This is a genomic window from Clostridium sartagoforme, assembly GCF_004794105.1.
GTDB classification, from domain to species: domain Bacteria; phylum Bacillota; class Clostridia; order Clostridiales; family Clostridiaceae; genus Clostridium; species Clostridium sartagoforme_B.
Genome location: NZ_SRYR01000001.1, coordinates 734450 through 747548, shown reverse-complemented (window position 1 = coordinate 747548; position 13099 = coordinate 734450). Strand labels below are relative to the sequence as shown.

Below are 13099 nucleotides of genomic sequence, written 5' to 3'. Positions count from 1 at the left end.
ACATTAATATTCAATTAAATAGATTTACAAAAATATACTACTTATATATAAAAATAGATACTATCACAATAGTTTTCTCCTATTTTGATAGTATCTTGCAGGTACATATTATTAAATTGCTAATATAGCTTCAATTTATTTAAATCTTTCCTTATAGTATTCTTCAATATTATTCCTAATGGCGAAAATTGTTGCTTGCACCCTATCCTCAACCTCAATTTTTTTAAAAATACTAGTTATATAATTTTTAATAGTCTTTTCAGATAAAAATAATTTTTCTGCAATTTCCTTATTTTTCAAACCTCTAGAAATTTCAAATAATATATTTAACTCTCTATTAGTTAAAAAGTTCAAATTATCTTTTTCATTATTTTTTATGCTTGCATCTTTTTTGAAATCTGAAAACATAACCTTTATCAAAGACTTATCTATGTATTTTTCTCCTTCATAAACATTTCTTATTGCATTAACAACTTCTGCTCCGGCAGATTCTTTTAATATATACGCATCTGCTCCAAGTTCTATAGCTTGCATTATTGTTTTTCTATCATTTTCAACAGTTAACATAACTACTTTTATCTCATTAGATACAGCTTTTAGCTCCTTTAGCGTTTCTATTCCACTTTTAATAGGCATATTTATGTCTAAAAGCACTACATTACATTCCTTAATATCTATATTTTTTAAAAGTTCCTCTCCATTTGAGAATTCACCAGTTATCATCAAGTCTTCTTCAAAGCTAATTATTCTATTTAGTCCCTCTCTAATTAAAGAATGATCATCTACTACTATTACCTTAATTATATTTTCCATTTATCCATACCTTCCTACATATTGGTAATTTAATCTTAAAAGTTACTCCATCTCCCTCAAGGGATTTTATATCAACTCTTCCTCCAAGAGATTTAACCCTTTCATATATTCCTAAAAGCCCATAACAATTTCCTTTTTCCTTAGTTCTAGCAAGTGTTTCCCTTATGTTAAATCCAACACCATCATCTTTTACAAATATACACATATAATTATCAATATAATTTACTTTTAAATCTACTATTTTTGCTTTTGAATGTTTTTTCATATTATTTAAAATTTCTTGAACTATTCTATATGCCGCTATTTGAATTACCTTATCTATTTCTCTTGGATATTCTTCTATAAACGAATGTATTTCTATATTATTTTCTTGAATTATTCTGTTAATAAGCTCATTTATAGCATCAGTAAGCCCTCTTTCTTCTAATGATAATGGCCTTAAATCATATATTATTCCTCTTACTTCTTTTAAAGCCATCTTTACATTCATTTTTAAGTCATCAAGTTCTTTTATTCCTTTATTTAAATCCTTTTGTACTACTACCTTGCAAAAGTCAATTCTCATCATGGCATTTGCTAAATACTGAGCTGGTCCATCATGTATTTCTCTAGCAATTCTTTTTCTCTCAACTTCTTGAGCTTCTAATATTTTTATTTCATTTATCATATTTGAATTTTCATCTTCATCTTTTAAAATATCAAGAAAATTACCTTGTAAGTATCCAAGAGCAATATTAATTTGATTAACTGCGCTTTCTGCCTCTTCAATACTTTTAATATAATCTCTTAATGTCCTTTCAAGTGCATCCCTTTTTAAAATAAGCTCCTTCTCCTCATTTTGCTTAGTGATAAATCTAACTCGTGTTTCTAAAGCTTCTTCATATACTAGTTTAAAATGATATTGATCCGCATTTGTTGTTTTTTTTGACTCTTCAACTAACTTTATTCTCATAACTTTATCTACTTTTTCTAATTTATCTACTTCGTCTATAACTTCACTTAACTTAGCCTTTATAATTTTCAGTTCTTGCTTACTTACTTCTAAATCATCTCTCATCTTATCTGAAATATTAAATATTTTACTTTTCCCATCATTTATTTCTTCAATTACATCACCTAATATTTCTTTTATGTTGTCACTTGAGTACTTTAATGCCACTATTACCCCTCCAGCGTTTATAATATTTATTCCTATATTATTCTTTTCGTAAAAAAACAAATGTACCTTATAGGATAAACTAAAGCTTATCAAATAAAGTACAATTTTAACCTGTTTTTACACAGCCCATTTTTTATTTTTAGTAAAAGAAATATTTAACCATTTTTTTAAATCAAAATGATTTGTATTATTATCAATATACTCTCTAACCTTGTCCATATCTTCTATGGATTTAATTTTAGATTCATTGGATACTATAAAATCTATTTCAATTCTAAGTTCTCTTCCAATTTTAGCTACTCTAGCAACAGAATCATCAATATTATATTCATCTTGTATAGTCTTAACTAAATTATTAATATCATAATTTATCTCTTCATCTGCACTTGTGTTAATAAGTTCTTTAAAGGCTTCAATAATTGATCTAATTGGCATCCTTAAAAAAGTACTAGATGTAAGAATAACCATACCAGGGTCAACATATTTTGAAATCTCATATAACTCTAACTTTTTTAATATAATACTAAATACAAAACCAACTAAAACACCAACACTAATCATAGCATCCATAAGCCATTGATTACTTTCTACTTTAACTATCTCGGAGTTAAGGCTTTTAGATGATTTTTTCATATATAAATAAACCCAAGTACATCCAACTGATGATATTATAGAATACCAAAGTGCAAATCCTTCATCTACACTATTACCACCGTTAAATACTTGTCTTATTGCTGAAAGCATCGTTATCGAACACATTATAAGTAAAACTAAAGATTTAATAATAACTAATATAGGTTCTAATGTTGATTTTCCAAATGGATAGTTTTTAAAGTCCTTCTTATTAATAAAATTAGTAATAACAATTGCAAAAATGGCAAGCCCTAAACTAATAAATGAGTAAAAACCATCAAAACTTATCATTTTGGAGTTTATAGCTCATCCCCAGGCAATACCTAAAACTGCGAAGAACAATCCACCAAGGGCAGAAAATTTAAGAATTTTGTTTTCCGCTTTCATAATATCACTCCTTAAACGTACTATTCTTAGTGATATTTTAAACTTAATTGCTAAATTTATCAATTAACTAATCTGTTGTATAAAATCTATTTATATGGTTATTTGTCAAAAATCAATTTTGTATAAAAAGCATAAAAGTACCTTATATCATTCTTACTTATCCCTAAAACCATAACTATTTAGTTTTAAATACACTTAATACAGTGTTTTTATTATTAGTATTGTTATTTAATATTTCTGCAATTTCTGCAATTCCCTGTGCCATTATACTTAAACCAAGTGATAAATTCTTTATTTCTTCAGAGGATTTTGAAATATCATCTAATAATTCACTTGATTTAGAAACAGATGCAAATATATAATTTCTTTCTTCAAGAACCTTATCCATTTTTCCATTAACATTAGATATTTTTTGTGTTAAATCTAATATTTCCCCTACAATTCCATTAAATGATATAACTGAGTCATCTATGACTGAAAACTGCTTAGATAACTTTGTATTTAACACTTCTGTTATATTTATTACCTCTTGACCTTCAATAGAAATATTACTTAAGACTCCATCAATACTATACGAAGACTTTTTAACATCTTCAGCAAGTTTTCTAATTTCATTTGCAACTACAGCAAATCCTTTACCTTCTTCCCCTACTCTAGCTGCTTCTATTGCAGCATTTAATGCTAAAAGATTTGTTTGATCTGCCATGGAATCAATAAAGTTAGTTATTTCTTTTATTTTTTCAATTGAATTGTATAAATCATTAATTTTTTCATTCATAGTTTTTGAAGAGTTTTCAATATCATTTTTTGAATCATTTAAAGTAATTAAATCCTTATTATTTAAACTAAGCTTATTTTTAATTATTGATAGATTACTATTAATATTATTAATTGAATTTTTAACATCTTGTATTAACTCCCCAAACTTTTCTAAAAAATTATTTATTTTCTTAGAATCTTCGTTTTGAATTATAATATTACTATCAATTTCTTGTATTGTTGCAGTAACCTCCTCAGAAGATACTGCCATGTCCCCACTTGATTTAGATAACTGATCTATTTCTTCAAATTCCTTCTTAGATAAATTTAAAATTTTGCATATCATTTCTGATATATTCTTTTGAAGTTCATTTATGTATTTTGCTATTAAGCCTAACTCGTCTTGATTTTTAATATTAACTTCTTCTGTTAAGTCACCCTTTGACATAGTTACTAATCCATTAATTATACCTTTAACACCTTTATTAATACTTCTAGATAATAAAAATGACATTAATATATATACTAGTATTAAAGACACTGCTAAAATTAATAATTGAATCATTACTATGTTTCTTATATTTATTATATTAGTGACATCACTATATATCTCTAATACTGCAGATACATTGCCACTTGTGTCTTTAATAGGATAATAAACTTTTATAATATCTTTACCTTCTAATTTTTCTCTAACATGTGAAACTTCGCCTTCCATTGCTATTTTTAATGTACTATTTATAGCTTCTTCTTTTCCTAGGTTAAGTAAATTAGCTTGGCTATCTAATAAAATTTCTATTTTTCCTTGACTATTTTCAGCTAGTATAGCCGCATAGTTAACTGCTTCATTACTTTTAGCATTGGTTAAATCACTCTTAAGCTTTTTATAATCGTAGCCAACTGTTGATTTGTTTTCTAATACTACTTCTAGATCTACTGTTGATATTGAACCTTTAATATTTTTTCCCTTCGTTAAAACATCATCTGTTATTGAAGCTAATATTCTATTAAAAATAAAAATATTAATAGCTAATAATATTATCATAGATATTACAGTTACTAAAAAATTTATTTTGAATATTTTACCCCCAATAGTTTTCCATTTTTTACTTATAGTTTTTCTTTCCTTCTTCATTTTATCCCCCTGTTAATTCTATTTATTGCCAACTTTAATTTTAACCATATATGGATTTATTGTAAATATTTATATGATAATTTATAAAAATTAAACTCCCTAAATTCTTTTGGTAATTATTAGTATAAATTATTGATTTTTGTATTGAATTTAATGTGCTTTGGTTGTAAACTATATATGCAAGGTTAACCTTGAATAAAATAAAGAAAGTTGGTACTTATGGATAATAATAATCTTAACACTGAAGGACAAAAGGAAGTGGTAGCAAGTTCTAAGAAAAGTACAATTTTCACACCAAAGTTTTTAAAAATATCTCTTGTTGTATTAGCCTTAATACTTGCTTTAGGTGGATTTTTCACTGTAAAGAATGTTAAGCTAATTAATAGTTACGAAAATAAGGCTTATCCTGGTGCTTATATATTAAGTAAAGATTTATCTGGCCTTAATGAAGAAGAGTTAAAAAATTCTATATCAAGCTTACTACAAGATATAAGTAATAAAGAACTAGCTGTTAATGCAAATAGTTCTGAATTTAAAATTTCTTACAAGGACCTAGACGCTTCTTTAAACTCTGAAGATTTAGTAAATGAAATTTTAAACTTTGGTAAAAATGAAAGTTTCTTTAAAAAGCTTAATTTAATAAAGAAACCTGAAAATAGAGAGTATGAATTTGAAGTTCTATTTAATGATGAAAAATTAAACGCTTTTGTATCTGATATTTCAAGTTCAGTAAATGTTGCTCCAACTAATGCTTCTATTAATATTTCTGGAAACGCAATTAGTATATCAAACGATTCTACTGGACTTAAATTAAACACTGATGAACTTATTAAAAATATTAAAGATAAAATTAAAGATATGAAAGCTCCAAACTTAGTTGAGGTAGTGGGAAATGTTGAAGTAGTGGATGCAGATATTAAAGCATCAGCTTTAGGAACTGTGCAAAATAAACTTTCTTCATTTACTACTAAGTATCCAAGTGGTCCAAGCGGAACAAACCTTCAACTTGCTGCAAGAAATATAGACAACCAAATTGTTATGCCTGGTGAAACTTTTTCAACTGAAAAAGCAATAGGCCCAACTACTCTAGAAAATGGTTTCGTTGAAGCTAATACTTATGTAGGTGGTGAAGTTGTACCTGGAGTTGGAGGAGGCGTATGTCAAGTATCCTCTACTTTATATAATGCTATGCTTAGAGCAGGTATTATTCCTATTGAAAGGTTAAATCATATGATGCCAGTTTCATATGTTCCAATAGGCTTAGATGCAACTTTAGCTGATAACTTAATAGACTTAAAGTTTACAAATACTACTGATTATCCTATAGTTATTAATACTTATGCAGGAAATGGAAGTTTAACAATTGAGTTCTGGTCAGATATTTCTATAAAGAATGGAATGACATATGAACCAGTTTCTGTACCTTTAGGTCCATTAAGTGCAGATGTATATTTAAATAGCTATAACGCAAATGGAGAACTTGTAAATAAACAATATTTAGATAGAAGTACCTATCAACCACTTCCAAACTAAAAGGGCTGTTTTAAACAGCCCTTTTTTCAATTAACAATGAACAGTTGGCAATTGACAATTAATGAAGTAATTCCTCAGGAAGTACTTCATTAATTATTCATTGTTAATTATTAATTGCTAATTGTCTTCCCCTGCAAGGTATCCTGTTGAAAATGCCATTTGAAGATTATATCCACCTGTTTCAGCATCTATATCTATTACTTCCCCAGCAAAGAATAAACCATTAATAATTTTACTTTCCATAGTAGAAGCGTTTATTTCTTTTACGCTTACTCCACCACTAGTAACCATAGCAGCTTTAATTGTAATAGTATCTTCTACTGTTAGTTTCATTTCTTTTATGTAACTAATTAATTTTAATTCATCTTCTTTTTTAAGCTCAGATACTTTTACTTCAGTTAATTCTAAAATATTCAAAATTTCTTTTATAAAATTTTGAGGTAAGTATTCCCTTAGACTATTTAAAATACTCTTATTACTACATCTTATTATTTGTGAAAGCTCTTCTTTAGATATTTCAGGTAAAAGGTCAATATTTATTTCTACTTCTCTTTCTTTTAATATTTTATTTATATAAGAAGAAAACTTAAGAACTCCTGGACCAGATATTCCAAAGTGAGTAAATAGCATATCACCTTGCCTTTGAATTTTCTTTTTCTTTATAGTAGTACTTATTACTGCTTCTTTTATTGCTATACCTTGTAGATTCTTCACAAAGCCCTCTTTTATTACAAGAGGAATAAGGGCAGGATAAAAGTTATTTATAGTATGACCATGATTTTTCAATATTTCAAACATACTTCCATCTGAACCTGTAGTAGGATAACTCTTACCACCTGTAGTAACGATAACCTTATCAGCATAAATTTCATTACCTTCTCCTGTTACTACTCCTTTAATGGTGTTATTTTCAACTAATAAATCACTTACCTTTGTATTATAATAAGTTCTAACCTCATGTTTCATAAGGTCTCTTTTAAATATTTCTATAACCTCATCTGCTTTATCGCTTTTAGTAAATACCTTTTGATCATATTCAACCTTATACTCAAGTCCTTTTTCCTTAAAATACTCCAATAAATTATAATTAGAGAAAGTATATAATGCACTATATAAAAACTTTTTATTTGTAACTATCTTTTCAAAAAACTCTTCTATATCTCTATTATTAGTAATATTACATCTTCCACCACCAGTAAGCTTAAGTTTCTTACCTATTTCATTATTTCTTTCTATTAAAATAACCTCGTTATTTTTTGAAGCTGAAAGCGCCGCCATTATTCCTGAGGGGCCTGCTCCAACTACTATTACCTTTGACATATTTTTCTCCTTGTTAATCTTTTTTTAACTATTATATACTAAAAATAAAATAAAATCACTTAGTACTTCTTAAATAAAGCTAAGTGATTTTATTTATATACTAATTTTTTAGTTTTTCTTTAGGAACAACTAAGGAAAACTTCCATAAATATAGATCTATTAATAATAAAATTACAACAAAAATAAACTGCGCTATAATAAATTTACTAATTATAAAGTGAATACCTACCGCAACTATTATACTAAAAAGATAAAGAAACATAGCTGCAACACTTTCTCCACTATTAGTAGCTTCAAACTTCTTAGAAAATGGTAGTACCTTACTTAATTTCATAAAGTTTAAAATCATTAGTAAAATAAATACTAGAAAGGCTATGACTAAATGTATTATAACCTTTGGTCCGAATACAAATATATATATTGCAGAAATAACTAAATAAGGCATTAAAATAAATTTATAAATAGCACCTTTTAATACTCCTCTAAAAATGGCTGACGTATTTTTTATAGGTGCAACTTCATAAATCCAAGCTCCTAAATACCTCTCTGAGTATCTTAGCATAATAATAATATTAGGAATAATAAATGAAAAAGCATATATTGAAAGATATAATTTTGAGTTTCTTAATCCTTCAAAAACTCCTGCTGGATTATTCCTATCAATACCTGTTATAAGAAAAATTATAGGTAAAACTATACCTAGTGCTAAATTAGGATAAATTTTAAGTTTAAACTCCCTTTCAGAATTCATAATTCCAATTGAAAAATTAAAAAAGGCTCTTTCTGTATTATCCTTGCAAAAGAAATTGTTTATCTTTATTAGGAAACTAACTTTTTCTTTAACTTTGTCATCATTATTATTTAACTTTTGAAGATTTCTCTCAAAGGCTGGAGTTAATTTTAAGTATATAAATATTGAAATAACTGGGATAATAAAAGCTAAAATACACATTATTACCTTAAGATAAGTTACACCTTCTCCAGAAACTATTGAAAGTGGAGCTGCAAACCACATAGGCGGTATTAGCAAATGCCATAACTTTTCTTGATAATTTATATCTGCTAAATTAACAAACTCAAATAATCTAGGTATTACTTGATACATTACTATAATAAAAATACTTAGGCCTATTTGAACAAAATTTATTAAGTCTTTTAATTTTTCGCCATCAAAAAACTTTAAAACTAAAAGATATGCCAAAGCTGTTATAATTATCATAAGTATATCTATTAAAATTATTTCAATTAAAAATATTAAGAAATATCCTATCCCATATTTAAAAGATACTAATAAAGATACTCCTGCTAAAGCTATAGTCAAATAAAGCATATAAAGAAAAACGTGAGTTATTTTAGCTGCATTTATAGTTTTACTATCTACTCCTTTAGTAGATATGATATTTTTATCTCTAATATCTAAAATAACATAAGAAAAATCAGATATAAAAATAGTCAAAACCATAAACATTATTGCAGAAAAATATACTGCCATCATATACATCTTATTAATATCAAATATAAGCATAATGCCTAAAAACAGTCCCATAAAGGCATATAAAATTAAAGCCTTATAAAACTGATTAGAATCTTCATCCTTTTTCTTTTTTTTACTATTATCGTTATTAAAAACTGTAGCTTTTCTTCTTCCATCCATAGTTAATTTTACATTTAATATTAATCTAAGTACTTCATAATCTACACCAAACTTTTTATAAAGTCCTGATATTTTATCTAGAACCTTTAATACTTTAAATTCCTTCATAGCTATACCTCTTTAACTACTGAAATAAAGTTATCTGCAAGTTCCTTGTATTCATGAAATCCAGTAACCTCATTAAATATACTTTCAAGACTACTTTCCTTAAAGCTATTTTTTAACTCATCGAAATTTCCATCAGCTACAATTTCACCATTATTTATTAATACTATTCTATCACTTATTTTCTCAACTACTTCCATAATATGAGAAGAATAAAATATAGTCTTTCCTTCCTTTGCAAGATGAGATAGTATTTCTTTTATTATCATAACACTATTAGCATCTAAACCACTTAATGGCTCGTCTAAAAATAAAATTTCTGGATTATGAATTAAACTAGAAATAAGTATAAGCTTTTGCTTCATACCTTTAGAATATGATGAGATTCTTTTTTCATAAGAATCTAATATCCCTAAAATATCCATAAGCTTTCTTGCTTTGTTATCTACTGCATTATAATTTATACCATATAGTTGTCCAACAAATGTTAAATACTCCTTACCAGTTAAACTATCATATATCTCTGGGACTTCAGGAACATAACCTATTTTCTTCTTATAACTTTCATCTCCTGTAGCAATATCAGTTCCCATTACCCTTATTTCTCCAGAATATCCTGTAACAAGTCCTAATATTAATTTAACTGTAGTACTTTTACCAGCACCATTAGGTCCTATATAGCCAATAATGCTACCACTTTTAACCTTCAAATTAATGCCTTTTAATACTTCTTTTTCTCCAAAATTCATTTTTAAGTCTTTTAATTCTAAAATTGTATTTTCTTCCATAAAATCTCCCCCTATAATATTATACCCCTTTATGATTTTATTGTAAATTTATCCCTTTTATTTTCACTAGAATAATTTAAAATAAAGTTTCTCTTTATTCTTAATAAATCTTCCATATCGTTTAAAAATTGTAGTAATTGTGCCCTATTCTCGAATTCTTCTCTAGTTTTAGGCAAAGCCATTTGCTTAAAGTCTTCCTTTAAAACTTCAAGTTCCTCTAATAAGTCTAAACAATCATTAGTATCTTTTATTTGAGATGCAACACTTTTCGTAAATTTTGAAATCATAAAGGTTTGTTCAAAAGACATATAAAACTTTTCAAAATGTGATCTTAATTTTTTAATAATATCAAATTGAATCTTTCTCATATTCATATAATCAATATAATAAGAATCAGTATTTAATAAGTTATTGCTAGCTATTTTATATGCCCTATTTACTGCTTCTGTTAATCTATTCTCTAACTCATTCATTATTATTTCTTCATCAATATCCACTGTATAACTCACTAAAGAGTTTGCCATCTTATATAAAATAATTTTATAGCTTTTTTCAATATACTCCTTATCCTCATTAAACTCAGATCTTAGAGATGGCATAAATAAATTAGCTATAGAAGCTATTCCTACCCCAATAAAGGTAATTAAAAGCTCATTTATTATCCAATACGAATTAAGTTCACCTGCAATTAATAAATGTGTAGATAAAACTACAGCAGGAACCATGCCCTCAGCAATATTAAATTTTGATGTTAAGGGTATAAATATTAAAAGAAATATTGCAAAAGTAATAGGATTTTGTCCTAATATCTTAAATATTCCTATAGATAAAAATATAGCTATTATACAAGCAACTACTCTATTTCTTCCTACTATTAGTGCTTTTTTCTTTGTATCTTGAATACTTAATATCGCAATAACCGCTGCCACTGTAGCGTATTGTACATTAAATAAATTTGCAATAACTAATGCTATAGTCGCACTTATAGACATTTTAAAGGCTAAATTATAAATATATTTCAAATTACCACCATCCCTTATTTAAATCGTCTTTTTGCATATCCACACCTCTTACATAAATCTTCTACTGCAACTCTTCTAGAAAATCCATCATATATATTAATAGCTCTCTCCGAAGTTATTATATCTTCAAGACTTTGTTCAAATATATTTCCAAGAGCTATTTTACCCTCACTGTCCAAGCAGCAAGGTACTACAGTACCATCTACTAATATCCCTATTTGATCTCTAAGACCATGACAAAATACTTCCTCACTTATTAAAGAAAGATTAGCATCTGGCCAACTAAACTTTTCTGCCATATTTAAATATATTCTATCCTTAAGTTTTATACCTTTTTTCTCACTTAAGGCCAGTGTAAGAGAAAAGTCTAATTCTAATGTATTTTCAATTCTTTTTATTATTTCACTATTTAAGCCATTATTAGCTTTAAGCTCTTCAGTATCCATATTCCAAAGTCTTAAAGCACAGATAATTTCACTTTTTTCATTAGCTTCTTTTATAAAGTTTAACACATTATTTAAATATTCATTAAAGTCTATTTTACTTTCATTTGCTTCAAAGCTATGTAGCGAAATATTTATTTGCCTTACTGCTCCAGATTCAATTAATATATCTCTAACATTATTTATTAAAGTTCCATTAGTAGTAATATTAACTTTTATATCAGCTTCTTTTGCAATTCTTAGAAAACTTTCTAGATTCTTATTTAAAAAAGGTTCACCCATTAGATGCAAATAAATATAATTTGTGTAACCCTTTATTTTTTCTATAATATTATTAAATTCGTAAGCTTCCATAAAACCTAGTTCTCTACTAGTTTTAGGACAAAAATTACAACTTAAATTACAAATATTTGTTGTCTCTATATATATTTTTTTAAATCTTGGCATTTCTATCTCCTTTTTTTCTTATAATTCTTTCAATTAATAATCTATATATAAAATAAATTTATCATATTATTCCCAAACTTCCAATATATTAAGTATATAAGTTGCAATAAGGTTTTTACATTTTATTAATTAATATAGTTTACTTTAAAAGTATTTTTTACTTAAAATAACATAAGTACTAAAAATGTAGATTACTTATTGAAACATATATATTATGAACAAATATTTTTTAATTAATAATAAAGGATGTGAAGATATTGGATCCATATAAAGTATTAGGTGTATCTGAAGATGCTTCAAATGAAGAGATTAAAAGAGCTTATAAAAATATCCTTAACGAATATTCAAGAGACGGAAAACCATTTAGTTCTAGACCCCTTGCTGAAAATATCTTAAATGATGCAAATATGGCATATGATTTATTAATAAACGGTGGACTTTATAAAGAAATTAGATCTTATATAGACAATAATAATATTTCTATTGCTGAAAGTAAATTAAATTTATTGGATTTGCAAAATTCTGCTGAATGGAATTATTTAATGGGATTTGTATATTTTAAGAAAGGTTGGTTCGATCAAGGTATTCAACATATTTTAAAATCTACAGAAATTGATCCGAGCAATGAAGAATACTTAGATACTTTAGATACTCTTAGAAAGCGTTCTAATGAAATAGTTAATTATTATCAAAAAACTAATCAAAATACTAAGCCACAAGGTGGTATGAACCTTTGCGGTGGAGGCAGTGGAAATTCTGGCGGTGGAAGTGGCGGAATGTGCTAATGATGCTGTGGCATATTCAATAGTTAAAAGTTAAAAATGAAGAATTAAAAATTAATGAAAAACTCATGCAAAGGTTTTAAAAAATATTTCTCAACTTAATATAGAAAAAAACCTCT

Annotated in this window: 11 protein-coding genes; 2 read left to right on the top strand and 9 right to left on the bottom strand. The window is 26.5% G+C overall.

Annotated elements, in window-relative coordinates; translation table 11 throughout:
* Positions 1–135: 135 nt before the first annotated feature.
* From E5347_RS03310 to E5347_RS03295, 4 genes are all read right to left on the bottom strand, one after another.
* Positions 136–813: a response regulator gene (locus tag E5347_RS03310; protein WP_136004622.1), complete on the bottom strand. Its 678-nt coding sequence runs from the start codon at positions 811–813 to the stop codon at positions 136–138.
* A complete protein-coding gene (locus tag E5347_RS03305; protein WP_243109713.1) occupies positions 797–1972 on the bottom strand; it encodes a sensor histidine kinase in 1176 nt (391 codons plus the stop codon). Before E5347_RS03305 ends, E5347_RS03310 begins: the two co-directional genes overlap by 17 nt.
* 117 nt (positions 1973–2089) lie before the next feature.
* Entirely contained in the window at positions 2090–2896 is an 807-nt protein-coding gene (locus E5347_RS03300) for a cation diffusion facilitator family transporter (protein WP_136004620.1), read from the bottom strand.
* Between the two features lie 271 nt (positions 2897–3167).
* Entirely contained in the window at positions 3168–4886 is a 1719-nt protein-coding gene (locus tag E5347_RS03295) for a methyl-accepting chemotaxis protein (RefSeq protein WP_243109712.1), read from the bottom strand.
* A gap of 219 nt (positions 4887–5105) precedes the next feature.
* Here E5347_RS03295 and E5347_RS03290 point away from each other — a divergent pair, with 219 nt between their 5' ends.
* Positions 5106–6419, top strand: coding sequence for a VanW family protein (locus E5347_RS03290; protein ID WP_136004618.1), 1314 nt, complete (start codon positions 5106–5108; stop codon positions 6417–6419).
* A 117-nt stretch (positions 6420–6536) separates the two neighbouring features.
* On the opposite strand, the gene E5347_RS03285 is transcribed toward E5347_RS03290, so the two are convergent.
* The 5 genes from E5347_RS03285 to E5347_RS03265 all read right to left on the bottom strand — a co-directional run bounded on the left by E5347_RS03285 (position 6537) and on the right by E5347_RS03265 (position 12198).
* Entirely contained in the window at positions 6537–7739 is a 1203-nt protein-coding gene (locus E5347_RS03285; RefSeq protein WP_136004615.1) for an NAD(P)/FAD-dependent oxidoreductase, read from the bottom strand.
* Positions 7740–7839: 100 nt separating this feature from the next.
* Positions 7840–9501 carry a hypothetical protein gene (locus E5347_RS03280; protein WP_136004613.1) on the bottom strand — a complete coding sequence of 554 codons (1662 nt, stop codon included), beginning with the start codon at positions 9499–9501 and terminating at the stop codon, positions 7840–7842.
* Between the two features lie 2 nt (positions 9502–9503).
* Positions 9504–10286 (bottom strand): ABC transporter ATP-binding protein, encoded by a 783-nt coding sequence (locus tag E5347_RS03275; RefSeq protein WP_136004610.1) that lies wholly within the window; start codon positions 10284–10286, stop codon positions 9504–9506.
* Between the two features lie 29 nt (positions 10287–10315).
* On the bottom strand, positions 10316–11308 hold the full coding sequence (locus E5347_RS03270; protein ID WP_136004608.1) for an aromatic acid exporter family protein: 993 nt from the start codon (positions 11306–11308) through the stop codon (positions 10316–10318).
* A gap of 14 nt (positions 11309–11322) precedes the next feature.
* Positions 11323–12198: a radical SAM/SPASM domain-containing protein gene (locus E5347_RS03265; protein ID WP_136004606.1), complete on the bottom strand. Its 876-nt coding sequence runs from the start codon at positions 12196–12198 to the stop codon at positions 11323–11325.
* Between the two features lie 257 nt (positions 12199–12455).
* Between E5347_RS03265 and E5347_RS03260 the strand changes: the two genes are divergently transcribed.
* The gene (locus E5347_RS03260) at positions 12456–12983 is read left to right on the top strand and encodes a DnaJ domain-containing protein (RefSeq protein ID WP_136004604.1); all 528 of its coding nucleotides are present in this window, start codon (positions 12456–12458) and stop codon (positions 12981–12983) included.
* Positions 12984–13099: the final 116 nt, after the last annotated feature.